The following is a 26,254-nucleotide window of genomic DNA, read 5'->3' on the forward strand; positions in this document are numbered from 1 at the left end:
CAATGACAATGAAAAAAGTTCTGATTGCCGCGCTAATTGCAGGCTTTAGCCTTTCCGCTACAGCAGCTCAAACCATCCGTTTCGCCACGGAAGCATCCTACCCTCCGTTCGAATCTATGGATGCCAGTAACAAAATCGTCGGCTTTGACGTCGATCTGGCCAATGCGCTGTGTAAAGAGATTGACGCGACCTGCACCTTTACCAACCAGGCGTTTGACAGCCTGATCCCAAGCCTGAAGTTCCGTCGTTTCGACGCGGTGATGGCCGGTATGGACATCACGCCTGAGCGTGAAAAGCAGGTTCTGTTCACCACGCCTTACTATGACAACTCCGCGCTGTTCATCGGTCAGCAGGGTAAATACACCAGCATCGATCAGCTGAAAGGCAAAAAAGTGGGCGTACAGAATGGCACTACCCACCAGAAGTTCATCATGGATAAGCACCCGGAAATCACCACCGTGCCTTATGACAGCTACCAGAACGCGAAGCTGGATCTGCAAAATGGTCGTATTGACGGCGTGTTCGGCGACACCGCCGTGGTCACTGAATGGCTGAAAGATAATCCGAAGCTGGCGCCGGTTGGCGATAAAGTGACCGACAAAGATTACTTCGGCACCGGCCTCGGCATCGCGGTACGCCAGGGCAACACGGAACTACAGCAGAAATTCAATACTGCTCTGGAAAAAGTGAAGCAAGATGGCACGTACGAAACCATCTACAACAAATGGTTCCAGAAGTAAGACTTGATGAACGAATTTTTTCCTTTAGCAAGCGCCGCCGGGATGACCGTCGGCCTTGCCGTTTGTGCGCTGATCATCGGCCTCGTCCTCGCTATGATTTTTGCCGTCTGGGAGTCCGTAAAATGGCGCCCGATAGCCTGGACAGGTTCCGCAGTGGTCACGATTCTGCGCGGCCTGCCGGAAATTCTGGTGGTGCTGTTTATCTATTTCGGTTCCTCTCAGCTTCTGCTGATGCTGTCTGATGGCTTCACCATCAACCTGGGGTTTGTGCAAATCCCGTTGCAGATGCAGATTGAAGACTTCGACGTCAGTCCGTTCCTGTGCGGCGTCATCGCGCTGTCGTTGCTGTATGCGGCATACGCGTCGCAAACGCTGCGCGGCGCGCTGAAAGCGGTTCCGTCTGGACAGTGGGAATCCGGTCAGGCGTTGGGCTTATCAAAAACCGCGATTTTCTTCCGCCTGGTGATGCCGCAAATGTGGCGTCATGCGCTGCCAGGGCTGGGCAACCAGTGGCTGGTATTGCTGAAAGATACCGCGCTGGTTAGCCTTATCAGCGTGAACGATCTGATGCTGCAAACAAAAAGCATCGCCACGCGCACTCAGGAGCCGTTCACCTGGTACATTGTGGCTGCGGCTATCTATCTGGTGATTACGCTGGTGAGTCAGTACATTCTCAAACGCATTGACCTGCGCGCGACACGTTTTGAGCGGAGACCAGGCTGATGTTTGAGTATTTACCTGAACTGATGAAAGGGCTGCACACCAGCCTGACGCTGACGGTTGCGTCTATCATCGTCGCGCTGATCCTGGCGCTGATTTTCACCATCATTCTGACGCTGAAAACGCCGGTGCTGGTATGGCTGGTTCGCGGCTACATTACGCTGTTTACCGGTACGCCGCTGCTGGTGCAAATCTTCCTGATCTACTACGGCCCGGGGCAATTCCCGTCGTTACAGGATTACCCGGTACTCTGGCATCTGCTGTCCGAGCCGTGGCTATGCGCCTTACTTGCCCTGTCGCTCAACAGCGCGGCCTATACCACGCAGCTGTTCTATGGCGCGATCCGTGCGATCCCGGAAGGCCAGTGGCAGTCCTGCGGCGCGCTGGGGATGAGCAAAAAAGATACCCTGGCGATCCTGCTGCCGTACGCGTTTAAACGCGCCCTCTCCTCTTACTCCAATGAGGTGGTGCTGGTCTTCAAAAGCACCTCCCTGGCGTACACCATTACGCTGATGGAAGTGATGGGCCACGGCCAGTTGCTGTACGGTCGTACCTACGATGTGATGGTGTTTGGCGCAGCTGGCGTGATTTATCTGATCGTCAACGGTTTGCTAACCTTGCTGATGCGCCTCATCGAGCGTAAAGCGCTGGCGTTTGAGCGCAGGAATTAAGAACACCATGTAGGCCTGATAAGATGCATCAGCGTCGCCATCAGGCAATGGCGCAAGCGCCTTATCCAGCCTACAAAATCATCGACATAAATGCATAAAACGAAATCATAAAGACGGACAAACCACTAAACTGTCCGTCTTTTTTATAACAATAAAAATACTTAATCATTTTTATTGCATATAAATTCATTAAATGGCATTGTAAACCCATGCCGCAGACACGGTGAATAATCATAAGATTGACAGACGGGAGTTCCACCATGAAAAAGTTAGTTCTGGCCGCATTACTCGCTACTTTCGCCGCTGGCGCCTCAGCTGCCGATAAAATCAATTTCGGCGTTTCCGCCACTTACCCGCCGTTCGAATCACTGGATGCGAGCAATAAAATCGTCGGTTTCGATATCGATCTGGCGACTGCGTTATGCAAACAAATGCAGGCCGACTGTACTTTTACCAACCACGCGTTTGACAGCCTGATCCCGGCGCTGAAATTCAAAAAATATGACGCGGTTATCTCTGGTATGGATATTACCCCTGAGCGTAGCAAACAGGTGACGTTCACCAGCCCTTACTATGCCAACTCTGCGCTGGTGATTGCGAAAAAAGACAGCTATAAAACCTTTGCCGACCTGAAAGGGAAACGTATCGGCATGGAAAACGGCACCACGCACCAGAAATACCTGCAAGATAAGCATCCTGAAGTGAAAACCGTGGCTTATGACAGCTACCAGAATGCGATTATCGACCTGAAAAATGGCCGTATTGATGGCGTATTCGGCGATACCGCCGTGGTGAATGAGTGGCTGAAAACCAATCCGCAACTGGGCGCGGCAACAGAAAAAGTGACCGATCCGCAATACTTCGGCACCGGCCTTGGCATCGCTGTGCGCCCGGATAATAAAGCGCTGCTGGAAAAACTGAACGCCGCGCTGGCGGCAATCAAAGCTGATGGCACTTATCAGAAAATCAGCGATCAGTGGTTCCCGCAGTAATCTTCCTTGCCGGATGGCGCAGCGCCATCCGGCAATTCTATAAGGGCACAAAGAACCTAAACCGCGCGCCACTCACTGAATCCATCAGCCTGATCCCACCGCCGTGCAGTTCCAGCATCCGTCTTACAATCAGCAGCCCTAACCCTCCGCGATCTTCCCGCGACGCCTGATGCCCCAGCACCGATGGTCGCTGGAACAGTTGTTCACGCAACGCTTCGTCAATACCTGGCCCGCTGTCGCTGACCTCTACCTGTAGCTGCGCCTCCTCCTGCCACACCTTCAGCCGGATAGTGCTCCCCTGCGGCGAATGGCGCACGGCGTTATCCAGCAGATTCGTCACTACCCGCTCTATCATTGAGACGTCAGCATTGATAAGCGGCAGGGAATGCGGCATATCGACCTGCAAATGCAACTGCCGGGTCTCTATTGTCAGATCGAATTTTTGCGCCACATCCTGAATCAGCTCACCAATAGCAAAGCGCTCCAGTTGCGGTTTAATGCTGCCATGCTCAAGCCGCGCCAGCTCGAAAAGCTGCTGCGACAGGTGCCGCACCTTGTGCCCCTGACGCAGCGCAGTGGCGAGATATTGCTGCGTTTCTTGCGGCGTCAGCGTAGCGGATTTAAGCGATAACGTTTCCAGGTAGCCCAGCAATGACGTCAGCGGCGTGCGTAAGTCATGCGAGATATTGGCGATAAACTCCCGGCGCTGCCGGTCGCTGTCGGCCAGTTGATCCCACTGACCGGCGATTTTGCGCGCCAGCTCGATAAAAGTATTGCGCAGCACCGCAACTTCATCATTCACCGTGGTTTCCGGCTGCTGTGCCGCCAGCTGTTTGATGGCGGTAATGCTGTCCTGCTCCAGCCCGGCAACGTCCATCGTCAGGCGTTTTACCGGGCGCGTCACCCAGTACCAGATCAGTAACCCCGCCAGCAGGCCGAACAGCGCCACCCATAGCAGGGACCACAACACCGTACTCCAGAGTGCTTTATGCCAGGCCATTTCTGCCAGCGCATTTGACTCTTCACCTTGCAGGATGATGTACAAATAGCCTTTAAGCTCACCATCCTGACGTAAAGGGGTAACGCTGAAAACCTTCTGACTCTGACTACGCGGATCGTCGCCATAGACGGGCATCGCTGCGCCGCTGAGAAACGTTTGCAATGGACTAATATCGATCTTTTGCCGCTGGATATGGCCCGGCGGCGCGGCATCGGCCAGCAGTTCGCCATCAGAGGAGACGACATACAGCTCAACGCTCGGGTTAAAGGTCATCAGGCGGTCAAACAGCGGCTTCAGCACGCTGCGGTCAACCCTGCCCTGCGCATCCAGAATGGGTTCACGCTGCACAATCTGTTGCGCCAGCCCGCCGGACAGCCGCTGCACCATCGCGTTGCCGTACTGCATGCTGCTGTAGAGTTGCACCGCGCAGGCAACGGTAGCGCAGAGCATCAGCAGCAGAATGAACAGCAGCGTCAGCCGCTGGCTCAGGCTAAAGCGCCGCATCATGGTTCAGCTCCGCAAATTTGTAACCTTTGCCCCAGACGGTACGAATAATCTCCGGTTCAGCGGCATCTTTTTCAATCTTGATACGCAGGCGATTAATGTGGGTGTTGACGGTGTGCTCATACCCTTCGTGCTGATAGCCCCAGACCTGTTCCAGCAGCGCCAGACGCGAAAAGACTTCTCCAGGATGACGGGCAAAGAAGTACAGCAGCTCAAATTCACGCGGCGTGAGGTCCACGTCCTGACCGTGCAGGCGCACCGTACGCGCCAGCGGATCAAGCGTCAGGCCATGAGCCTGAATATGCCCGGCAGTCTGTGCCTGCCCCATAGCCTGCTGACGGCGAAACAGCGCTTTGATGCGCGCGATCAGCTCCTGCACCGAGAAGGGTTTTGCCAGGTAATCATCTGCCCCGGTTTCCAGCCCGGTAATGCGGTCCGTTTCGCTGCTGCGGGCGCTGATAATAATCACCGGCAGGTAGCGGGTCATCTGACGGATGCGACGACAAATCTCCAGACCGTCAACGTTGGGGAGCATCAGGTCGAGGATCACGGCATCCCAGGGTTGGGTTTCAAGGCACTGTAACGCCTTACCCCCATCCGGTTGGTGAGTAATGGCGTAGCCTTCGTCTTCTAGATTGAGGCGCAGGAGCGCCGCGATGTCGTGGTCATCTTCCACCAGCAGGATCTGCTTCATGGGTAAGCCTTCATTCTCTCAATGCCAATGACTTAAGCTTACCCGATTTCACAGGGGGGAAGAGTTCACATTTTGTTGAACTTTGTGCGGACGTTGCGCCAGGCGGCGGCTTCGCTTTACCCGGCCTACCGGTCAGCGTGCTTTGGTCAACAGCGTTAACACTTCATAATGCGCGGTATGCGGGAACATATCGAAAAGCTGAACACGCTCAATACGGTAGCCCGGCAAGTTGGCAATGTCCTTTGCCATCGTCTGCGCGTTGCAGCTGGAGTAGATGATGTATTCCGGCGCCATCTGGCTAAGATAGTCGCACAGGGCTTTTCCAATGCCGCGACGCGGCGGGTTCACCAGCACCAGTTCCGGCACCTCTCCTTGCGCGGTGGCGAATCGGGTGGAGTCCAGCGCCTGAAAATGAAGATTCGTCAGCCCCAGTTCCACGGCGGATTGCTTCGCGCAGGCGATTGCCTCTGGTGCGATCTCAATGCCCGTCAACGTCATTTCCGGGGTGGCGCAGTGCAAACCAAATCCCCCGACGCCGCAAAACAGATCCCACATATGATGAACAGGCAGCTGACGCACCCAGTCACGCGCTGTCGCATACAGATGGCTCGCAACGACCGGGTTGGTCTGGAAAAAGCTCTGCGGACGGATCCACAGCGGCACATCGTTAAAACGTTCTGCCAGCGCCTGCTGCTCCGTCAGGAAGATCTCCGTTTCCCCTTCCATAATCGCCATGTGTACCGGTTGAATATTCGCGGTAATAACCTTCAGCTGCGGTAACTGCGCCTGTAGCCACGGCAGCGCCGCGCGCAGCTGCGCCAGTTTGGTTTCTGAGCGCAGCACGAACCGCAGCATCATACCGCCATCGAACTGACTTTCCGTCAGCAGGATGTATTTCAGCTCGCCGCGTTTGCGCGCCACATTGTAAGGCGTTAACCCGGCACGGGCGATGAACGGCTTCAGCGTGGCGAAAACGGGAGCAAACGTGTCGGGATAGAGCGGACAGTCGCTCAAATCCTCCGGGGTGCCATCGCGATGCAACATGCCTAACAGCGGCTTTTCCACGCTGCCGCTGACCACCATTTTGGCTTTATTACGAAAGGCCTGTTCCGGGCCGCTGACCGGCGCACACCACTGTTCAACTGAAAAATCGGCAAGCAGCCCCTTCAGATCGGCGGTTTTGGCGGAGAGTTGATCGCGGATCGGCTGGACTATCCACTGACAGGATCGACAGCGACCGGCGTCGTAGAGTGCGCACTGCATACAAAGACCTTCATATTACCAGGGGCGAGGATTATACACGTTATTGCAAACGGAAGAACCGCCTGCTGCCCGCAGGGATAAAGAGCAGCATCAGAACCAGCATGTCTGGCAATTTCTGCATCACCAGCGTGTGCAAAATTTCGCGTTTCGACTCCCCGGCAATACTGAACAGTTCCGGGTAGCCATAGCCCAACGACGCCGCCCACAGATAACCTGCGGCAATAACCTGCGTGAGCAGGTACACCCAGCGCGCCCAGTTGCGCCCTTTCACCAGCGAAAACGCGCAATATATTTCAGTAAAGACCAGCGCCAGGCTGCCTAAAAACACCAGCGTCAGATTCCAGGTTTGCACGCTGCGATGAATAAACTCCCCCATTCCCCGCATGCCGAGCGTGTTAAAAATCATCAGCAAATCGAGGCAGCGGATCAAAATAATCGCGAGCGCCGCCACCTGCACCAGCGTGGGTACATTTAAACGGGCATGTGATGAGGATGATTTCTTAAAAAATCCCAACGAATCGTCTTCCATGAAAACGTTACCGCGTTTGCCCACGGTAACGTGTTGCCAGGTTGGCAGATTTTAGTTTCTTCAGCCGCGTCTTGCACGTTGGATATCACGCATTCGCTGCTTTTCTGCGCGCGCCATCAGATACCAGGCGATAAAACCGACAATGCCTACCACGCCGAGGATAAGGGTCGCCAGCGCGTTAATCTCCGGGTTAACCCCCATACGCACGCTGGAGAAGACCAGCATCGGCAATGTCGTCGCCCCCGGGCCAGAGACAAAACTGGCGATCACCAGATCGTCCAGCGACAGCGTGAAAGCCAGCAGCCATCCAGAGATCACCGCAGGCATGATCATCGGCAGCGTAATCACAAAGAACACTTTTAACGGCGTCGCGCCAAGATCCATCGCCGCCTCTTCAATCGAGCGATCCAGTTCGCGCAGACGCGATGAAATAACCACCGCCACATAGGCCGTACAGAAGGTAACGTGCGCCAGCCAGATTGTCAGCATTCCGCGATCTGCGGGCCAGCCGATAGCATGAGCCAGGGCCACAAACAGCAGCAACAACGACAGTCCGGTAATCACATCCGGCATAACCAGCGGCGCGGTGATCATAAACGCAAAGCCATTCGCTCCACGAAAACGGCCAAAACGCACCATTACCACGGCGGCAATCGTCCCCAGAATAGCCGCCATTGTCGCGGCGCAAGCGGCAATCGTGAGGCTCAGGCCGACGGCGCTTATCATCGCGCTATCCCGGAACAGCTCGCCATACCAGCGCGTAGACCACCCCGCCCAGACAGTCACCAGCTTCGAGCTGTTAAACGAATAGATGACCAGCATCAGCATCGGCGCATACAGGAAGGTAAACCCGAGCACCAGAATAACAATTCGCCAGGGCGAACGAACCACCGGTAAAGTATTCATCCGAGTTCCCCCTCGCTTTTTTGCTGATGCTTATGGAACCAGATAATCGGTACAATCAGCAGTAATAACATGATGATAGCCACCGCAGAGGCCACCGGCCAGTCGCGGTTGTTGAAGAACTCCTGCCACAGTACGCGGCCGATCATAATGCTGTCTGGCCCGCCGAGCAGTTCCGGGATCACAAATTCCCCCACCGCCGGAATAAACACCAGCATCGATCCGGCAATTATTCCCCCTTTCGTTAACGGCACAATGACGCTAAAGAAGGTTTTCAGCGGACGCGCGCCCAGATCCAGCGAGGCCTCCACCAGCGAATAGTCAATGCGCGTCAGCGCGATATAAATCGGCAGTACCATAAACGGCAGATAGGCGTAGACAATACCGATATACACCGCCAGATTGGTATGCAAAATCGTCAGGGGATGATCGATAACCCCCAGCCACATCAGGAAGTTGTTCAGCACGCCGTTATTTTTCAGAATCCCCATCCAGGCGTAAACGCGGATCAGAAACGAGGTCCAGGACGGCAGGATCACCAGCAACAGCAGAATATTACGCGTTGACGGCCTGCTGTGCGCCACCGCCCAGGCCAGCGGATACCCCAGCAGCAAACAGCAGAGAGTCGAAACGCCCGCCACCTGCAAAGACTGCAAATAGGCGTCAAAATAGAGCGGATCGTCCGTCAGTTGCAGGAAGTTTCCCAGATTGAGGGTCAGGGATAGCTGCCCGTCGGCCCACGCCACCAGATCGGTATAGGGCGGGATCGCCCGCGCCATCTCCGCCAGGCTGATTTTAAACACAATCAGAAACGGCAGCAGAAAAAGCAGGATCAGCCAAAGGTACGGCACCGCGATGACCAGCTTACGCCCATGCTTCATTTGCATCCGCGCCAGCCACAGCGTCAGGCCGCCGGGCTTTTTATCGCGAGCCGGAGGTTCAAGTGTACTCATTTTCGCTCCTTAAACCGTCAACACCACACAGCTGTCCGCATCCCAACATAAACGCACTTCATCGCCCCAGGTCGGCAACCCTTTGCGATAGCGATGCGCGTTCTGTAACTGAGCGCTCAACATCTGGCCGCTTTTCAACCGCACATGATAAATCGACAAATCGCCGAGGTAGGCGATATGCACCACTTCACCCACGGCAAAGTTGTAGCCGTCTTCTGGCGGCGCGTCGCACAGCATGATTTTTTCCGGGCGCAGCGCAACATACACCGGAACGTTATCGACAACGGACGCATCCGCATCCACCTTCAGAGGATGCACCAGCCCCGGCGAATCAATGACCAGCCCATCATCCTGACGTTCCTTCAGCAAGCCTTCAAAGACATTCACAGAACCGATAAATTCCGCGCTGTAGCGGGTGGTCGGATGTTCATAAATCTCTTCCGGTTCGCCAATCTGCACGAATTTCCCACGGTTCATGATCGCAATTCGCCCGGCCATCGTCATCGCCTCTTCCTGATCGTGCGTCACCATCACGCAGGTCGCGCCAACGCGCTCAAGAATATCGACGACTTCCAGCTGCATCCGGTCGCGCAGCTTTTTATCCAGCGCGCCCATCGGCTCGTCGAGCAGCAACAGCTTCGGGCGTTTCGCCAGGCTACGCGCCAGCGCCACACGCTGACGCTGGCCGCCGGAAAGCTGATGAGGCTTACGTTTAGCGAACTCCTGCATATGCACCAGCCCCAGCATTTCGTTCACGCGCGCGGTGATTTCCGCCTTCGACAGCTTGTCCTGCTTCAGCCCAAACGCAATGTTCTGCTCCACCGTCATATGGGGGAACAGCGCATAGGACTGAAACATCATATTGATAGGGCGCAGATAAGGCGGGACATGCGCCAGATCGACGCCATCGAGCATGATTTGCCCGGCAGAGGGTTGTTCAAATCCGGCCAGCATACGCAGCAGCGTGGATTTCCCGCAGCCCGATGCGCCAAGCAGCGCAAATATTTCGCCTTTATAGATAGTGAGACTGACATCATCCACGGCGTGTTGACCATCAAATGATTTTGTCAGGTTGCGGATTTCAAGAAGCGGCGTCAGCGCTTTACGGGTTTTCGCCTGTGGGCGGGGGGTCGCGTCGTTCACGGGGTGCTCTCCGGCATAAACAAAAATCAGTGCAAACGCACCATAAAAGTGCGCATTGCCCGGTAAACCTCACCGGGCAACGTTCTGATACAGCGGCTTATTTACCGCTTTTCACCTTCGTCCAGGCACGCGTACGCACACGGTCGATCTTCGGTTCCTGCACTTTCAGCGTGAACATTTTCGCTCGCACATCCGCAGGCGGATAAATGCCCGGGTTGTCACGCACTTCAGCGCTGACCAGCGCCGTCGCTTCTTTGTTGGCGTTGGCGTAGAACACATGGTCGGAAATGTGGGCGATCACGTCCGGGCGCAGCAGATAGTTGAGGAACTGATAAGCCTCTTCTTTGTTTTTCGCATCAGCAGGCATCGCGAACACATCAAAGAACGCCATCGCCCCCTCTTTCGGAATGGAGAAGGAGATATTCACGCCGTTTTTCGCTTCTTTCGCGCGGTTAGCCGCCTGCCATACGTCCCCTGCCCAGCCAATCGCCACGCAGGTATCGCCGTTCGCCAGATCGTTTATGTATTGAGACGAGTGGAAATAACGAATGTTCGGGCGCAGCTTCAGCAACAGATCGGTCGCAGGCCCCGTGTAGTCATCCGCTTTGGTACTGTTGGGATCTTTCCCCAGGTAGTTCAGCACGGTCGCGAACACCTCTTCAGGCGCATCAAGGAAGGAGACGCCGCAGCTTTTAAGTTTTTCCAGATTTTCAGGTTTCAGCACCAGATCCCAGCTATCGACCGGCGCGTCAGCCCCCAGCACCGCTTTGACTTTATCGATGTTATAACCGATACCGGTAGTCGCCCACATATACGGCATCGCGTATTTGTTGTCGGGATCGTGCTTCGCTACCAGCTTCAACAGCTCTGGATCGAGGTTTTTCCAGCCTGGTAATTTGCTTTTATCCAGCGGCTGGAATACGCCCGCAGTGAGCTGGCGTTCCAGAAAACTGGCCGACGGGACAACCAGGTCAAAACCGGTGCTCCCGGCCATGAGTTTCCCTTCCAGTACCTCGTTGGAGTCGAAGACGTCATAGACCACTTTGATACCGGTCTCTTTTTCAAAGTTCGCGACCGTATCCGGGGCGATATAATCAGACCAGTTATAGATATGCAGTGTTTTTTGTTCAGCGGCGAGCGTGCTGGCAGAGACGGCCATCAGAGCACCCGCAACCAGATCCGATAGCCATTTTTTATTTAAGGCGGTCATAATCTCTTTCCTTCTGAAAGTTCGTTAACAAACGAACCAAAAAAGTTGCATTCTAAGATATGCAAGAAACGTGCATATTTTGTCACTCGACACAGTTACAGAAGAGAGGGCTCTCTCCCTGCCGTCATTGCTCGCCATAAATACACAAAATCATTCAGGAGGTTGTCTGAAGGATGACGTGTAAAAGCTTCGCAAGAATAACTTTAGCCAGGGTTCGAGGCTATAGCTCAGATTAAAAAACGCCTTTTATCAATTTTTTATGCAGGTTTTGTCTATGTGATAAAGCGAAACAGGCGGAAAGGAGGTGAATTATTCTTTAAAGAAAGGTTAAAGGCAGAATAAAAAAATGCAAACAGCAGCCGCTCTGGCAGCGACTGCGTTAGACGCGTCATTCTTCAGGTTGCATGTGCGCAGATTTCAGTGAAGAAAATGATTTTCAGCGCTACTTTTTTGCGCGTCTTCTTCTGCGCTGAACAGCAGCTGATGCGCTCCGGCTTCCAGGATCACCATAGAAATCTGCTCTTCGCTCTGACGAACAAACCACTCGAACTGTTCATACGTCACGCCCCGCATAACGGATAAAGACTGGCAAACCACCAGTTTTGGCAGATTATCATCCTGCATATCCAGGAACGCTTTCACCGTTAACGAGCTGGCGTTAATTGCCGACAGATCGGCAGCCAGCGGCAGCAGCGCAGAGGGCCTCACTTCCGCCATTGCGGAAAACAGCACCGTGTTATCCACCAGGTCGATTTTCGCATCGTAAATGCCGTCAAAATTTTGCATATGGGGCAAATGCAGCGCCTGACAGGTATCACATTCAAAAAAACTCATGCCCAGGTCGTCGAGCCATTGACGCAACGTATCCAGAGTAGGAACGACCAGTGATGTCATAATAATGTGCTACCTCTTACGATAAAAAATTACCGGCACAGCTTACGCAAAAAGACCGCGTCATACCACGATCGGGAACGATATTGCGATTAACCGCCCGTTTTAAGGCAAAATTCGGGGGTGGCGTGACGCTCGATCCACTGGATCATTCGCCCGGCGATATCCACACCCGTCGTTTTTTCTACCCCTTCCAGACCCGGAGAGGCGTTCACTTCCATGACCAGCGGCCCACGCTCCGCGCGCAGAATATCGACGCCAGCGACATCCAGCCCCATCGTCTGCGCCGCTTTTATCGCGATCTCTCGTTCACGCGGCGTGATACTGGCGATACTCGCCATACCGCCGCGATGAAGGTTGGAGCGAAAATCGCCCTCTTTTGCCCGCCGCTCAATGGCCGCCACCACTTCGTCGCCCACGACCAGACAACGGATGTCACGCCCTCTGGCCTCTTTGATGTACTCCTGCACCAGAATGTGCGCATTGAGGCCACGAAACGCATCAATCACGCTCTCTGCGGCTTGCCGGGTTTCCGCCAGCACCACGCCAATGCCCTGCGTACCTTCCACCAGTTTTACCACCAGCGGCGCGCCGCCGACCATGTCGATCAGATCGCTGGTGTCATCCGGCGAATGCGCAATGCCAGTAACGGGCAAGTCAATCCCCTGCCGGGCCAGTAACTGTAGCGAACGCAGTTTATCGCGCGCGCGGGTAATCGCCACGGATTCGTTCAGCGGATAGCTACCCAGCATTTCGAACTGACGCAGCGCCGCTGTACCGTAAAACGTGATGGCGGAGCCAATACGGGGGATGACGGCATCAAAATGCGGCAACTGGCGGCCTTTATAGTGAATAGAAGAGGCCGCCGGGCTGATGTTCATATAGCAGGAAAGCGGATCGAGTATTTCGACCAGATGGCCGCGCTTCATCGCCGCTTCGCGCAGGCGTTTACAAGAATAGAGCGTTCCGTCCCGGGACAATATGGCAATTTTCACCCTGCACCTCTCTAAAAGACCTGGTAAAAGCCTGCGTATCATACACCGGGTGTTAGCGCGTCGCCCAACCCTGTTTATGCAAATAGTCCAGAATAAACGGGCGATTCTCTTTGATGATGGTACGACGGATATGATCGCTCCAGGTATCGCGGCGCGTATTGCTGTCGCGGGTCAGGTAATACTCCGCGATCTGCTCATCATATTGCGCCAGCAGCGCGGCATCCACAGGCTGATAGTGATTTTCATGCACCACCAGTTCTGCGGGCAGGCGCGGCTTAACGCCAGGGTTATCCGCAGGCCAGCCGAGGCACAGCCCAAACAGCGGCAGGACATATTTCGGTAATTTCAGCTGTTCCGTAACCGCTTCAATATGATTGCGGATACCGCCGATGTAGACGCCGCCCAGCCCCAGGGATTCGGCAGCGGTCAGCGCATTTTGCCCCATCATCGCCGTATCGACCGTGCCCAGCAGCAGCTGTTCCGCCAGCCCGAGCTGCGCGTCCGGGCAAATCTGTAAGTGACGATTAAAATCAGCGCAGAAAACCCAGAATTCCGCGGCCTGCGCAACGTGCTTTTGCCCGCCCGTCAGGGGCACCAGCGCTTCGCGCATGGCTTTATCGGTAATGCGGATAATGGAACTGCACTGTAAAAAACTGGAGCTTGAGGTTCCCCGCGCGGCGGCAATAATCGACTCACGCTGCGCATCGGAAATCGGCTCATCGGTGAAATGACGAATAGAACGGTGACCACGGATTAAATCAATGGTTGGAGTCATGCGGTTTTTCTCTTGCTGAACGGGAAGAAGAATCGGGTGAGCGCGTCATCAGTTGCGGCGCAATAAGCTGCGCGATCCGCCACATCAGCGCCACCGCAGCGGGAAGCATAAGCAGGATACCGAGAAATATCATCACCGTTACCGCCAGCGGCCTGTTCATCGGCGCGGGTAATGTGAGGTACTGATTGAGCGACAGCAACGCCGCTGCCAGCAAAATCATACCGAGAATTTCCAGAATCAACACGCTTTTGGGTAAAGCGCCAATCGAGCGCATAAGGGCCTCCCGGATAACGGATGCTCAGTGTAACGCGTTCAGGTTTATCGTGTTTAACAGATATAGCCTATAGGTATCAAAGCAACAGGCGCAACCTGCTTTTCAGATGCGTCGTTTAACGGCATCATAGCCGCCATTCGTCACAAGGCTATGAGTTCGAGGAAAAAACAATGTTTACCGTTATTTTTGGTCGCCCAGGGTGCCCGTATTGCGTGCGTGCGAAAGAGTTAGCAGAAAAACTGAGCACTGAGCGCGACGATTTTAACTATCGTTATATTGATATTCATGCTGAAGGCATTACCAAAGCGGATCTGGAAAAAACCGTGGGTAAACCGGTAGAGACCGTACCGCAGATTTTTGTCGATCAGAAACACATCGGCGGTTACACCGATTTTGAGGCATGGGCAAAAGAGAATCTGAACCTGTTCGCCTGATCGCTGCTTTACGCCCTCTCCCGGAGGGCGTTATCGGTTCTTTTTACGTCGCTGACTAAACAGGCTGCTGATAAATAAAAAGCAAAGCGCGCCGAGCGCACACCAGAACACCGCACTGAACAACCACGCCAGTTCTTGCCATACGGAGCGCGTAGGCATAAAAACAAATCGCATCAGGACCAGACAACATGGTGCGGCCAGCATGGCGCCGATAAGAGGTTTAATGACTTCTCTGCGATGGGAAAAAAAACTGGCCACCGCGCCAGGTAACGTAAAAAACAACAGCCCAATCTCAGGATGCCCGGCAACCCGAAATGCCCCTTTCATATGCATCGTTAATGAAAGGCACACCACAATAAAGAGTACAAAGCAGCAGATTGCACCCGCCCAACCTTGTTTATGTTTCAATCGTTCCTCCTGACACTATCTCTATCGAACACTTTTTTCGCCCGAAGGCGTCCAGTCAGATAAAGTCGTTCGGCATTCCATGCCAAAAACACACCCACACGATTCTTATAGCCGTTGATACGTAATGAGATTAAACTAGCGAATTAAATTGTTGTGCTGCTTTTATTTGAGCGCCGATACGATGCCGACGCCTCATAATTTCTGGCAAAAACATTAGCGTAAATTGTCATTTCTTTCAACAGCTTACTGGTAAACAAGAAGTTAGTCTCCGTGAATATAAACGTCGCAGATTTGTTAAATGGGAATTACATCCTGTTATTATTTGTGGTCCTGGCTCTCGGGCTATGTCTGGGTAAGTTACGCCTGGGTTCAGTCCAACTCGGTAATTCCATTGGCGTTTTAGTGGTCTCCCTATTATTAGGGCAGCAGCACTTTAGTATTAACACCGATGCACTAAATCTGGGCTTTATGCTGTTTATTTTTTGTGTCGGCGTCGAAGCTGGCCCCAACTTTTTTTCTATTTTTTTTCGCGACGGCAAAAATTACCTGATGCTTGCTCTGGTCATGGTCGGTAGCGCGCTGCTGATCGCATTAGGGCTGGGTAAGCTCTTTGGCTGGGATATCGGCCTGACCGCCGGTATGCTGGCGGGCTCCATGACCTCGACCCCTGTGCTGGTCGGCGCAGGCGACACGTTACGCCATTCCGGTATGGAGAGTTCGCAGCTCTCGGTCGCGCTGGACAACCTGAGCCTGGGCTACGCGCTGACCTACCTCATCGGCCTGGTCAGCCTGATTGTCGGCGCACGTTACCTGCCGAAACTGCAACATCAGGATCTGCAAACCAGCGCCCAGCAGATTGCCCGCGAGCGCGGCCTGGATACCGACGCCAACCGCAAGGTCTATCTGCCGGTCATCCGCGCTTATCGCGTCGGCCCGGAACTGGTGGCCTGGGCCGACGGGAAAAATCTGCGCGAGCTGGGCATCTACCGTCAGACCGGTTGCTACATTGAGCGCATCCGCCGTAACGGTATTCTGGCGAACCCGGATGGCGACGCGGTATTGCAGATGGGCGATGAGATTGCCCTGGTTGGTTACCCGGATGCACACGCCCGGCTGGACCCCAGCTTCCGTAACGGCAAAGAAGTCTTCGACCGCGACCTGCTCGACATGCGCATCGTGACCGAAGAGATCGTCGTGAAAAACCACAATGCCGTAGGCCGCCGTCTCGCCCAGTTGAAGCTGACCGACCACGGTTGCTTCCTTAACCGCGTGATCCGCAGCCAGATTGAAATGCCGATCGACGACAACGTGGTGCTGAATAAAGGCGACGTCTTGCAGGTGAGCGGCGATGCGCGTCGCGTGAAAACCGTCGCGGACCGTATCGGCTTTATCTCGATTCACAGTCAGGTAACCGATCTGCTGGCCTTCTGCGCCTTCTTTATCATCGGCCTGATGATCGGGATGATCACCTTCCAGTTCAGTAATTTCAGCTTCGGCATCGGCAACGCCGCCGGGCTGCTGTTCGCCGGGATCATGCTCGGTTTCCTGCGAGCTAACCACCCCACCTTCGGGTACATCCCGCAGGGCGCGCTGAACATGGTGAAAGAGTTTGGTCTGATGGTCTTTATGGCCGGCGTCGGCCTGAGCGCGGGCAGCGGCATCGGGAACGGGCTTGGCGCGGTCGGCGGGCAAATGTTGATTGCCGGTCTTGTGGTGAGCCTGGTGCCGGTCATTATCTGCTTCCTGTTCGGCGCTTATGTATTACGTATGAACCGCGCCCTGCTCTTCGGCGCCATGATGGGCGCGCGCACCTGTGCTCCGGCGATGGAGATCATCAGCGACACGGCGCGCAGCAACATTCCGGCATTAGGCTATGCGGGAACCTATGCGATAGCCAACGTTCTGTTAACGCTGGCGGGGACACTTATTGTCATCATCTGGCCGGGCTTAGGATAAAACTGAAGTTTGCCTTTAAGTGAAAAATTTTTGCAGGTAAGCAGAACTTTTCTTCAAGGCGTCAGTCATAACTAGTGCCACTGCTTTTCTTTGATGTCCCCAATTTGTGGAGCCCATCAACCCCGCCATTTTGGTTCAAGGTTGATGGGTTTTTTGTTGCCTGAAATTCACACTTGCCCGGCAATACGCTTCACCATGACCAGAATATCGTCCCGCGTTAAAGGCGCTCTGTCGGTGACGAAATGGAGGGTCATGCCTTCGATAAACGCGTCCAGCGCGCGGGCGGTCACCGGTTCAAACCACTGCTCCAGCGTTTGCTGACTGCGCTGCATCCAGTTCTGCATCACCGTTTTCAGCGCCGGTTTTCGGCTGGCGAAGGCATACAGCTGGTACATCAGCTCCATATTATCTGGCGTGGTCACCAGCGAGCTGTAGATCATGTCGGTAATGGCGTGACAGGCGTCCTGAACGTTCGTGACATCGGCAAAGAATGACTGAAACTGGTGCGACATTGTTTCTGTAAACCGGCTTAACGCCTCGATCAGCAACTCATCGATTCCCGAAAAATAATAGGTCATCGACCCGAGCGGCACCTGCGCTATCGCCGCGATTTTGCGGTGCGTAACGCCGTGAATGCCATGCGTTATTATCGCTTCCTGCGTGGCCTGAACGATTTTGTCTCGCCGCTGGGGATCGTTAGCTCGTCGCACTGCTTTTCCTCTCATCACGTTTGTGTACAAATGTACACAAACTTGCTAGTGTTGTCCCCTGTATTCTCTTTTTTCAGTTTGAATCAATGACCGCCATCTCATCACGTAAAGCCTTAAGACGCCGGACCTGGGCGCTTTTTATGTTCTTCTTCTTGCCAGGGCTGTTGATGGCCTCATGGGCAACCCGCACCCCCGCCATTCGCGATATCCTTTCGGTATCAACGGCAGAAATGGGGGCGGTGCTGTTTGGGCTTTCCATCGGTTCGATGAGCGGTATTCTGTGTTCCGCCTGGCTGGTAAAACGATTTGGCACGCGCAACGTCATTCAGACCACCATGTCCTGCGCCGTTGCGGGGATGGTTATCCTCAGCATTGCGCTGTGGTTCGCTTCTCCGCTGGTTTTTGCGCTTGGCTTAGGCGTATTCGGCGCCAGCTTTGGCGCCGCCGAAGTCGCTATCAACGTCGAAGGGGCGGCGGTTGAACGTGAAATGAATAAAACCGTCCTGCCGATGATGCACGGTTTTTACAGCTTCGGTACGCTGGCTGGCGCTGGCGTCGGCATGGCGCTAACCGCCTTTAACGTCCCTGCCAACGCTCATATCCTGCTGGCGGCTCTCGTCGCGATCGTCCCCATTTTTATTGCTATTCGCGCTATTCCCGACGGCACGGGGAAAAACGCCGCCGACGGCGCCCACACAACGGAAAAAGGCGTACCTTTTTATCGCGATGTCCAGCTACTGTTGATCGGCGTGGTGGTACTGGCAATGGCCTTCGCTGAAGGGTCCGCCAACGACTGGCTGCCGCTTCTGATGGTGGATGGTCACGGCTTCAGCCCAACGTCCGGCTCGCTGATTTATGCGGGCTTTACGCTCGGTATGACCGTCGGGCGCTTTACCGGCGGCTGGTTTATCGACCGTTATAGCCGCGTGGCGGTAGTCCGCGCCAGCGCACTAATGGGAGCGCTCGGTATTGGTCTGATTATCTTCGTCGACAGCGCCTGGGTCGCGGGCGTTTCCGTTATTCTCTGGGGGCTTGGGGCGTCGCTTGGCTTCCCGCTAACGATTTCAGCGGCCAGCGATACCGGCCCGGACGCGCCAACCCGCGTCAGCGTGGTGGCGACAACCGGTTATCTGGCCTTCCTGGTGGGGCCGCCGCTGCTGGGCTACCTTGGCGAACATTATGGTTTGCGCAGCGCAATGCTGGTTGTGCTGGCGCTGGTCATCCTGGCCGCTCTTGTCGCGAAGGCTGTCGCCAAACCGACATCAAACACTCAATCTGTTATGGAGAATAGTTAATGGGTATCAAGCTAATTGCGGTAGACATGGACGGCACCTTTTTGAGCGATCAAAAAACCTATAATCGCGACCGGTTTATGGCGCAGTATCGGCTAATGAAGCAGAAAGGCATCCGTTTTGTGGTCGCCAGCGGTAATCAGTATTACCAGTTAATCTCTTTCTTTCCAGAGATCGCCCACGAAATCGCCTTTGTCGCTGAAAACGGCGGCTGGGTGGTCAGCGAGGGCGAAGATGTGTTCAACGGCGAACTGGCGAAAGAGGATTTTGCTGCCGTTGTCGATCATCTGCTGACCCGCGCGGATATTGAAATCATCGCCTGCGGTAAAAACAGCGCCTATACCCTGAAACAGTACAACGATGAACTGAAACAGGTTGCGGCGATGTACTACCATCGCCTTGAGTTCGTGGACAGCTTCGACAACATCAATGACGTGTTCTTTAAATTCGGCCTCAACATTACTGATGACCGTATTCCCCAGGTTCAGACGGCGCTGCATGATGCGATTGGCGATATCATGGTGCCGGTTCACACCGGTTACGGCAGCATCGATTTGATCATTCCCGGCGTACACAAAGCGAACGGCTTGCGTCTGCTGCAACAACGCTGGGGGATTAACAATGATGAGGTCGTGACGTTTGGCGACGGCGGCAATGATATTGAGATGCTGCGTCAGGCCGGCTTCAGTTTTGCGATGGAAAACGCCGGAGCGGCGGTGGCCTCTGCGGCGAAATATCGGGCGGGCTCGAATAACGCGGAAGGCGTGCTGGACGTTATCGACCGCGTGCTGAAAAACGAAGCCCCGTTCAGTGGGTAATGCCTCTTTGAGGCCTGATGGCGCTGCGCCGGAGGGCCTCACCCTTCCCGTGAATCCCCTACCCGTTTGTCTTTCAGGAAGATAACCATCAGCAGCAGCCAGAGAATGCCGTTCGCCAGGTTGAAGAGGCTGAATAAGCCGTTGCCGCCGCTCAGATAAGCATGCTTGCTCACTTCAATACCCACGGTAAAGATCAGCATCTGCAACATCCCCATCGCCGCAGAAACCGTGCCTTTGCTCATATCGCTGGCGAACAGGGTCAGACGCACCAGCCCCGCGTTCGCCACGCCGATGCCAAAGGCGTAGACGCTCAGACCCGCCGTCATCCATAAATATGCATGGGAAGAGACCACCGTCGCGGCTGCGGCGATCAGCAATCCCGCCACAATCGGCCAGCCGCCCATGATAATCAATGCGCGCACCGTTCGCCGGGAGGTCAACCGCGCCAGCACCAGATTCCCGGCAATCAGCGCGCCAAAGACAGGAACCTGCAACAAGCCATATTCATAGCTGCTGAGCTGCTCACCGCTGATGATAATGATCGGTGACTGGGCAATCCACGCCAGCAGCGGCAGGCTGACGAACCCCAGCGCCAGCGCGCCGGCAACAAACCGCACGTTTTTCAGCACCAGCTTGTAATCCCGCCCCAGCTCTTTAAACGACAGCTTCTCGCCGAGGCGGGTCGCGGTCTCCGGCATCGCGCGCTGTAAGCCGACAAAAGCAATCGCCGCCAGTACGGCAAACAGAACAAACATCCCTTCCCACGGCAGAACATGCACCCAGGCGGCGCCCACCAGCGGCCCCAGTAGCGGCGCAATCAGGGCAACGTTAGCCATTAACGCCGTAATTTTGATACACACCGCTTCTTCAAAGGATTCCTGAATGGCGGCGTACCCCACAGCACCAATAAAGCACAGGCTTACCCCCTGTAAAAAACGCAGCAGGGTGAACTGCTCAATGTTTTGCGCCAGCAGTGTGGCAAGGCAGGTGACGATAAACCAGATCACGCCCGCTAACATCACCGGGCGGCGTCCAATACGATCCGACAGCGGCCCTAACAGCCACTGCAAAAACATCCCACCCGCCAGGTAGGCGGTCATCGAGGTCGGAACCCAGTCGATCCCGGCCTGATACTGTTCCACCACCGCCAGCATCCCCGGCTGGATCATATCGTTGCCGATATACGTAGAAAATTCGTAAAGCACCAGACAGAGAGGGAAAAGCAGTGCCTGACGTCCGAGCCGGACGCCTGTTTGTGAAAGGTTTTGCATGCAATCTCTTCGCAAATAAAAAATCGCGCAAAGTGTAATGAAAGTACGTTACCTGAGATAGCGAATTATGTGATTTACAAACAAAATGCGCACATTTTTACATAATCATCCTTCGTGACCTTTTGCTTTAAGGTTAATTTAAGTTGCTGGCGCTATCATGGCGAATAAGCTCGCGCCATTGTCTTAAATCTCCTCATTTTACAGGTAAATAAGACAATACCGCTTTCCCCCCGTTGCGGCACTTTGTATTCTCGCCCTTACCCGGAGCACGTAGGGTCGTTTCGTTTAATCACTGCACTGAGTCTGGATGTTATGCTGGAAAACCTTAACAACTCGCTGTTTTACTTAATCAATGCCACCCCCGACTCCGCACAGTGGATGATCGCCCTGGCCATTTTCATTGCCAGAGATTTGATTAACATCGTGCCGCTGCTGGCCGTTGTGCTTTGGTTATGGGGGCCGCGCGATCGGGTCTGCGCTCAACGCCAGCTGGTGATTAAAATGGGTATCGCGCTGCTCATCAGCCTGACGATCTCCTGGATAATGGGGCATCTTTTCCCGCACGATCGTCCTTTTGTCGATCGTATCGGCTATAACTTCCTGCATCACGCGCCCGATGACTCCTTCCCGAGCGACCACGGCACCGTTGTCTTTACCTTTGCGCTGGCGTTTTTATTCTGGCACCGCGTCTGGTCTGGCATACTGCTCATGGCGCTGGCCGTGACTGTCGCCTGGTCACGCGTTTACCTCGGCGTTCACTGGCCGCTGGATATGCTCGGCGGTTTGCTGGTCGGGATGATCGGCTGCCTGAGCACGCAAATGCTGTGGCAAAAATATGGGGTTGCTCTCTACCACGGCCTACAAACGTGCTACCGCGTCTGCTTCGCGCTGCCCATTCGTAAAGGCTGGGTACGTGACTAACCTGGTGAAAAAAGAGTAGTATTAAGCGCTCTGTACTGTGCAGAGTGCTTATTCAACTGTCCAGGGGAATTATGGAAACACGACGCGACGAGCGTATTGGTCAATTGCTGCAAGCGCTAAAACGCAGCGATAAATTACACCTGAAAGAAGCCGCGACTCTGCTGGGCGTATCGGAGATGACCATTCGTCGCGACCTGAATAATAAAAGCGCGCCCGTCGTGTTACTGGGCGGGTATATTGTTCTGGAACCCCGCAGCGCCAGCCATTATTTATTGAGCGATCAAAAATCCCGCCTGGTTGAAGAGAAGCGCCGCGCCGCGCAGCTGGCCGCCGGTCTGGTACAGGCGCATCAGACGATTTTTTTTGACTGCGGCACCACCACGCCGTGGATCATTGAAGCCATTGATAACGAATTGCCTTTCACCGCCGTCTGTTATTCCCTGAATACGTTTCTGGCGCTCCAGGAAAAACCCCTGTGCCGGGCGATTCTGTGCGGCGGGGAATTTCACGCCAGCAACGCCATTTTCAAACCGCTCGATTTTCAGGAAACCCTGAATAATATCTGCCCTGATATCGCCTTTTATTCCGCCGCAGGCGTTCATATCAGCAAAGGGGCAACCTGTTTTAACCTCGAAGAGCTGCCGGTGAAACACTGGGCTATGTCGATGGCGCAATACCATGTCCTGGTGGTGGATCACAGTAAATTCGGCAAGGTGCGACCCGCGCGGATGGGGGAATTAACGCGTTTTGATACGGTAGTGAGTGACTGCCGCCCCGACGATGAGTTTGTCGATTATGCCAAAGCGCAGCGCATTACGTTGATGTATTGATGTAAGGTTTGCCGGATGGCGGCGCTGCCGCGCCTTATCCGGCCTACAAATATGCACGTATCGTAGGCCGGATAAGCGTTAACGCCATCCGGCACCGTCACCGCGATTAAGAGAACCAGCCGCCAAACCACTGGTGGAATTTCATCAGGACGAAGTCCCATATCCGCCCAAAGAAGCCGCCCTCTTCCACGTTTTCCATCACCATCAGCGGACGCTGTTCAATGGACTTTCCGTTGAGCTGGAAGTCGATGGTGCCGACAACCTGGCCTTTCTTCAACGGCGCGGTCAGCTGCGGTTCCGTCAGCGTAAAGCTGGCCTTCAGGTTTTTCAGCTGTCCGCGCGGAATCGTCACGGAACCCGCCTCTCCCGCGCCCAGATTCACCTCGCTCTTATCCCCAAACCAGACGCGCTGAGTCACGAACGTCGCGTCAGGTTTAATGGGTGTCACCGTTTCAAAGAAGCGGAAGCCCCAGGTCAACAATTTCTCTGACTCATTAAAACGGATGCGATCGGTTTTCGTCCCCAGCACGACGGAGATCAAACGCATATCTCCTTGAGTCGCAGAGGCCACCAGATTGTATCCGGCGCCTGCCGTTGTCCCGGTTTTCATGCCGTCAACGTTCAGATTAGAACTCCACAGCAGGCGGTTACGGTTCGGCTGGCGAATCTTGTTGAAAGTGAACTCTTTTTCTTTGTGAATGGCGTACTCTTCCGGCACATCATGGATCAGCGCTTTGCCCAGCAGCGCCATATCACGCGCGGTACTAAACTGCCCCGGCGCATCCAGGCCGTGAACCGTCTGGAACGTTGTGTTGGTCAGCCCCAGTTTTTTCGCGTAACCATTCATCAAACCAATGAACGACTCCTGGCTTCCGGCAACATAATCCGCAAGCGCAATACAGGCGTCGTTACCCGACTGAATAATCACACCCTTGTTGAGATCGGATACCGAGACCTGATCTCCGGGCTTAAGAAACATGACCGACGAACCGCGCAGAGCCGGGTTGCCCGTGGCCCAGGCGTCTTTTCCTACCGTCACCATATCCGTAAGCTGAATTTTTCCGGCCTTCAGCGCCTGCCCGACGACGTAACTGGTCATAATTTTGGTCAGGCTGGCGGGGTCCAGTTTCTCGTCGGCGTTGCCTTCCGCCAGCACCTTGCCGCTGGAATAGTCCATTAAAATCCACGCGCGCGCATCAACGCTCGGCGGCGCCGTTGTCTGCTCAGCCGCCTGTAACGTCGGCGCAAAAAGGAATAAGAGTGCTGAACCCGCAGCAAGACTACGAAGGGAAGAAGAGTATTGCGTCATAAATGCCACCCGAGTATCCATTCCAAAAAAACACGCCATACCACCGTGTTATAAGTGCGGTGAGTAATAACGCACTAACGAACTTAAAGAAACCGTAAGTTGGTAAAGTTTTTAAAGTTTATGCAATAACGCCACGCTGCGCTGCCTCCGTGAGGATTTTTTTGCAAGCTGTTGCGTAAATGTTAGCTTTATCCCACCATGGGACGAGTCGGATACCGATTGCAGAACAATTTGAGGGGTAACTATGATTACGCTGTGGGGACGGAATAACTCAACCAACGTCAAAAAAGTGCGATGGACGCTCGACGAACTGGAGCTGCCTTATACGCAAATTCTGGCAGGCGGGCAGTTCGGGCTGAATCATGACGCTGACTATCTGGCGATGAACCCGAATGGCCTGGTGCCGCTGCTGCGCGATGATGAAACGGATGTTTTGCTCTGGGAGTCCAATACCATCGTCCGCTATCTGGCGGCGCAGTATGGGCAAAAACGTCTGTGGGTAGACTCTCCGGCGCGACGGGCAGAAGGGGAAAAGTGGATGGACTGGGCAAACCAGACGTTAAGCCCGGCGCATCGCGTGATCCTGATGGGTTTAGTCCGCACCCCGCCGGAGCAGCGCGACCAGGCGGCGATCGACGCCGGCGCCAACGTCTGCGACGGCCTGTTTGGCATTCTTGATGAGGCGCTGGCCAGCCAGACCTGGTTCTCCGGCGCGGAGTTCGGCACGGCGGATATCGCGATCGCCCCCTTCGTCTACAACCTGTTTAACGTTGGCCTGAGCTGGACGCCGCGCCCTCACCTTGAGCGCTGGTATCAGCAACTTACCGAACGTCCGGCGTTTCGTAAAACAGTGATGATCCCGGTCAGCTAAGCGCGTGGGCTGACTTTCAGCAGTTCTCCGTCGGACTCGTCGGTTAAGACATATAAATAACCGTCGGGTCCTGCGCGCACATCGCGAATACGTTTCCCTCTGTCGCCCAGAATCCGTCCGTCCTCCGTCACCTTATCGCCGTTAACGCTCAGGACAATCACATCCTGCTCTTTCAGCGCGCCGATAAACAGTTTCTGCTTCCATTGAGGGAACGTGTCGCTGTTATAAAACGCCATACCGCTGACCGCTGGCGATTTTTTCCAGTAGAAGATCGGCTGCTCCGTTCCCTCGACAATTTCACCTTTCGCTTCCGGGATTTTAAAGCCGCTGTAGTTGATGCCCCAGGTTGCCAGCGGCCAGCCATAATTTTTACCTTTTTCGGGGATATTGATTTCATCGCCGCCGCGCGGGCCATGTTCATTCAACCACAGCGCATCGCTCCACGGGTTTATCGCCATACCCTGCGGGTTACGTATGCCGTACGACCAGATCTCAGGGCGCGCGCCGGTCTGATTCACAAAGGGATTATCCGGCGGCACGCTCCCCTGGTCGGTCAGGCGCACCACTTTGCCCTGCAACTTGTCCAGATCCTGTGCGGTAGGGCGCTGATTATTTTCGCCAAGCCCGATAAACAGATGGCCTTTGCCATCAAATACCAGTCGTCCGCCGAAATGATTACCGGTTGAGAGTTTCGGCATCTGACGAAAAACAGTCTGGAATTCTTCCAGATGTTTCAGGTCATCGCTGAGTCGCCCGAAGCCAACCGCCGTTCCGGCTTTCCCCTCGCGATCGGCCTCAGAAAAACTGAGCCAGACGCGGCGAGACTGCTCAAAATCAGGCGCGAGCGCCACGTCCAGTAATCCCCCCTGACCGTTCGCCCAGACCTTCGGCACGCCCGTTATCGGATCGGAAAGCCCTTTACCCGCCTGCCAGTGACGAAGCTGGCCGCCTCTGAGAGTTATCAACATACCGCGATTATCCGGCAGAAAAGCCAGCGCCCAGGGATGATCAAGTTTGGTCTGCAAAACCTCCACCTTCACCGCCGGAGTTTCTGCATTCACGAAGGGAGAAAACAGTGCCAATAAGGCAACAGAGAAAAGTGTCCGACGCATACCGCCTCCTGTATGACCCTGCGTTAAAGCGTAGTCAGCAAGGGACAGCGCGGATTGATTTTTAC

The 26,254-nt window shown here is 54.6% G+C and carries 28 protein-coding genes; 11 read left to right on the top strand and 17 right to left on the bottom strand.

Translation table 11 applies throughout. From position 1 onward, the window contains the following. Positions 1-8 precede the first annotated feature (8 nt). From artI to artJ, 4 genes are all read left to right on the top strand, one after another. Positions 9-740: an arginine ABC transporter substrate-binding protein ArtI gene (gene artI, locus OGV79_RS07980; protein WP_024130494.1), complete on the top strand. Its 732-nt coding sequence runs from the start codon at positions 9-11 to the stop codon at positions 738-740. A gap of 6 nt (positions 741-746) precedes the next feature. Further along, complete coding sequence (gene artQ, locus OGV79_RS07985; protein ID WP_012133091.1) at positions 747-1,463, top strand: arginine ABC transporter permease ArtQ; 717 nt, start codon at positions 747-749, stop codon at positions 1,461-1,463. Continuing rightward, positions 1,463-2,131, top strand: a complete 669-nt coding sequence (gene artM, locus OGV79_RS07990) for an arginine ABC transporter permease ArtM (RefSeq protein WP_012133092.1) — start codon at positions 1,463-1,465, stop codon at positions 2,129-2,131. The genes artQ and artM overlap by 1 nt, the downstream gene beginning before the upstream one ends. Before the next feature lie 260 nt (positions 2,132-2,391). Then, positions 2,392-3,123, top strand: coding sequence for an arginine ABC transporter substrate-binding protein ArtJ (gene artJ, locus OGV79_RS07995; RefSeq protein ID WP_112002224.1), 732 nt, complete (start codon positions 2,392-2,394; stop codon positions 3,121-3,123). A 37-nt stretch (positions 3,124-3,160) separates the two neighbouring features. On the opposite strand, the gene OGV79_RS08000 is transcribed toward artJ, so the two are convergent. The 12 genes from OGV79_RS08000 to OGV79_RS08055 all read right to left on the bottom strand — a co-directional run bounded on the left by OGV79_RS08000 (position 3,161) and on the right by OGV79_RS08055 (position 14,257). Further along, positions 3,161-4,630 carry a sensor histidine kinase gene (locus OGV79_RS08000; RefSeq protein WP_049009774.1) on the bottom strand — a complete coding sequence of 490 codons (1,470 nt, stop codon included), beginning with the start codon at positions 4,628-4,630 and terminating at the stop codon, positions 3,161-3,163. Next, complete coding sequence (locus OGV79_RS08005; protein ID WP_047457883.1) at positions 4,614-5,321, bottom strand: response regulator transcription factor; 708 nt, start codon at positions 5,319-5,321, stop codon at positions 4,614-4,616. The genes OGV79_RS08000 and OGV79_RS08005 overlap by 17 nt, the downstream gene beginning before the upstream one ends. A gap of 132 nt (positions 5,322-5,453) precedes the next feature. Next, entirely contained in the window at positions 5,454-6,584 is a 1,131-nt protein-coding gene (gene rlmC / locus OGV79_RS08010) for a 23S rRNA (uracil(747)-C(5))-methyltransferase RlmC (RefSeq protein ID WP_112002222.1), read from the bottom strand. Between the two features lie 40 nt (positions 6,585-6,624). Next, positions 6,625-7,113 carry a YbjO family protein gene (locus tag OGV79_RS08015; RefSeq protein ID WP_112002244.1) on the bottom strand — a complete coding sequence of 163 codons (489 nt, stop codon included), beginning with the start codon at positions 7,111-7,113 and terminating at the stop codon, positions 6,625-6,627. A gap of 60 nt (positions 7,114-7,173) precedes the next feature. Further along, positions 7,174-8,019: a putrescine ABC transporter permease PotI gene (potI, locus tag OGV79_RS08020; protein WP_012133100.1), complete on the bottom strand. Its 846-nt coding sequence runs from the start codon at positions 8,017-8,019 to the stop codon at positions 7,174-7,176. After that, a complete protein-coding gene (gene potH, locus OGV79_RS08025) occupies positions 8,016-8,969 on the bottom strand; it encodes a putrescine ABC transporter permease PotH (protein WP_047457887.1) in 954 nt (317 codons plus the stop codon). Before potH ends, potI begins: the two co-directional genes overlap by 4 nt. A 9-nt stretch (positions 8,970-8,978) precedes the next feature. Further along, positions 8,979-10,112: a putrescine ABC transporter ATP-binding subunit PotG gene (potG, locus tag OGV79_RS08030; protein ID WP_012133102.1), complete on the bottom strand. Its 1,134-nt coding sequence runs from the start codon at positions 10,110-10,112 to the stop codon at positions 8,979-8,981. A gap of 97 nt (positions 10,113-10,209) precedes the next feature. Further along, a complete protein-coding gene (gene potF, locus OGV79_RS08035; protein WP_286468219.1) occupies positions 10,210-11,322 on the bottom strand; it encodes a spermidine/putrescine ABC transporter substrate-binding protein PotF in 1,113 nt (370 codons plus the stop codon). Positions 11,323-11,739: 417 nt separating this feature from the next. Further along, complete coding sequence (locus tag OGV79_RS08040) at positions 11,740-12,216, bottom strand: YbjN domain-containing protein (protein WP_047457888.1); 477 nt, start codon at positions 12,214-12,216, stop codon at positions 11,740-11,742. A gap of 89 nt (positions 12,217-12,305) precedes the next feature. Continuing rightward, positions 12,306-13,208 carry a 30S ribosomal protein S6--L-glutamate ligase gene (gene rimK, locus OGV79_RS08045; RefSeq protein WP_024130496.1) on the bottom strand — a complete coding sequence of 301 codons (903 nt, stop codon included), beginning with the start codon at positions 13,206-13,208 and terminating at the stop codon, positions 12,306-12,308. A 52-nt stretch (positions 13,209-13,260) separates the two neighbouring features. Then, positions 13,261-13,983: a nitroreductase NfsA gene (gene nfsA, locus OGV79_RS08050; protein ID WP_071259591.1), complete on the bottom strand. Its 723-nt coding sequence runs from the start codon at positions 13,981-13,983 to the stop codon at positions 13,261-13,263. After that, positions 13,967-14,257 carry a YbjC family protein gene (locus OGV79_RS08055; protein ID WP_200031502.1) on the bottom strand — a complete coding sequence of 97 codons (291 nt, stop codon included), beginning with the start codon at positions 14,255-14,257 and terminating at the stop codon, positions 13,967-13,969. The genes nfsA and OGV79_RS08055 overlap by 17 nt, the downstream gene beginning before the upstream one ends. A 170-nt stretch (positions 14,258-14,427) precedes the next feature. Here OGV79_RS08055 and OGV79_RS08060 point away from each other — a divergent pair, with 170 nt between their 5' ends. Next, on the top strand, positions 14,428-14,691 hold the full coding sequence (locus OGV79_RS08060; protein WP_024130497.1) for a GrxA family glutaredoxin: 264 nt from the start codon (positions 14,428-14,430) through the stop codon (positions 14,689-14,691). 30 nt (positions 14,692-14,721) lie between these two features. Here OGV79_RS08060 and OGV79_RS08065 read toward each other — a convergent pair whose 3' ends face one another. Then, positions 14,722-15,099 (bottom strand): inner membrane protein YbjM, encoded by a 378-nt coding sequence (locus tag OGV79_RS08065; RefSeq protein ID WP_024130498.1) that lies wholly within the window; start codon positions 15,097-15,099, stop codon positions 14,722-14,724. Positions 15,100-15,369: 270 nt separating this feature from the next. Between OGV79_RS08065 and OGV79_RS08070 the strand changes: the two genes are divergently transcribed. After that, positions 15,370-17,055: an aspartate:alanine antiporter gene (locus OGV79_RS08070; protein WP_012133110.1), complete on the top strand. Its 1,686-nt coding sequence runs from the start codon at positions 15,370-15,372 to the stop codon at positions 17,053-17,055. A 167-nt stretch (positions 17,056-17,222) separates the two neighbouring features. Here the strand turns inward: OGV79_RS08070 and OGV79_RS08075 are convergent, their stop codons facing one another. Then, positions 17,223-17,765: a TetR/AcrR family transcriptional regulator gene (locus tag OGV79_RS08075; RefSeq protein WP_275166475.1), complete on the bottom strand. Its 543-nt coding sequence runs from the start codon at positions 17,763-17,765 to the stop codon at positions 17,223-17,225. Positions 17,766-17,851: 86 nt separating this feature from the next. On the opposite strand from OGV79_RS08075, the gene OGV79_RS08080 reads away from it, so the two are divergent. Then, positions 17,852-19,060 (top strand): MFS transporter, encoded by a 1,209-nt coding sequence (locus OGV79_RS08080; protein ID WP_024130499.1) that lies wholly within the window; start codon positions 17,852-17,854, stop codon positions 19,058-19,060. Beyond that, the gene (locus OGV79_RS08085; protein WP_012133115.1) at positions 19,060-19,875 is read left to right on the top strand and encodes a Cof-type HAD-IIB family hydrolase; all 816 of its coding nucleotides are present in this window, start codon (positions 19,060-19,062) and stop codon (positions 19,873-19,875) included. Before OGV79_RS08080 ends, OGV79_RS08085 begins: the two co-directional genes overlap by 1 nt. Positions 19,876-19,913: 38 nt before the next feature. On the opposite strand, the gene OGV79_RS08090 is transcribed toward OGV79_RS08085, so the two are convergent. Further along, on the bottom strand, positions 19,914-21,146 hold the full coding sequence (locus tag OGV79_RS08090; protein WP_047457904.1) for an MFS transporter: 1,233 nt from the start codon (positions 21,144-21,146) through the stop codon (positions 19,914-19,916). A 312-nt stretch (positions 21,147-21,458) separates the two neighbouring features. Between OGV79_RS08090 and ybjG the strand changes: the two genes are divergently transcribed. Both ybjG and deoR read left to right on the top strand, forming a co-directional pair. Next, positions 21,459-22,067 carry an undecaprenyl-diphosphate phosphatase gene (ybjG, locus tag OGV79_RS08095; RefSeq protein ID WP_115609455.1) on the top strand — a complete coding sequence of 203 codons (609 nt, stop codon included), beginning with the start codon at positions 21,459-21,461 and terminating at the stop codon, positions 22,065-22,067. Positions 22,068-22,138: 71 nt separating this feature from the next. After that, a complete protein-coding gene (gene deoR, locus OGV79_RS08100; RefSeq protein WP_071259601.1) occupies positions 22,139-22,897 on the top strand; it encodes a DNA-binding transcriptional repressor DeoR in 759 nt (252 codons plus the stop codon). Between the two features lie 106 nt (positions 22,898-23,003). Here the strand turns inward: deoR and dacC are convergent, their stop codons facing one another. Beyond that, entirely contained in the window at positions 23,004-24,206 is a 1,203-nt protein-coding gene (dacC, locus tag OGV79_RS08105; protein ID WP_024130500.1) for a serine-type D-Ala-D-Ala carboxypeptidase, read from the bottom strand. 244 nt (positions 24,207-24,450) lie between these two features. Between dacC and OGV79_RS08110 the strand changes: the two genes are divergently transcribed. Next, complete coding sequence (locus OGV79_RS08110) at positions 24,451-25,077, top strand: glutathione S-transferase family protein (RefSeq protein WP_049008548.1); 627 nt, start codon at positions 24,451-24,453, stop codon at positions 25,075-25,077. Here OGV79_RS08110 and OGV79_RS08115 read toward each other — a convergent pair. Next, positions 25,074-26,189, bottom strand: coding sequence for a PQQ-dependent sugar dehydrogenase (locus tag OGV79_RS08115; protein WP_047457915.1), 1,116 nt, complete (start codon positions 26,187-26,189; stop codon positions 25,074-25,076). The two genes, OGV79_RS08110 and OGV79_RS08115, sit on opposite strands and share 4 nt — an antisense overlap. Positions 26,190-26,254: the final 65 nt, after the last annotated feature.

Source organism: Citrobacter sp. CK185 (assembly GCF_030333565.1).
Classification (GTDB): Bacteria; Pseudomonadota; Gammaproteobacteria; order Enterobacterales; family Enterobacteriaceae; genus Citrobacter_B; species Citrobacter_B koseri.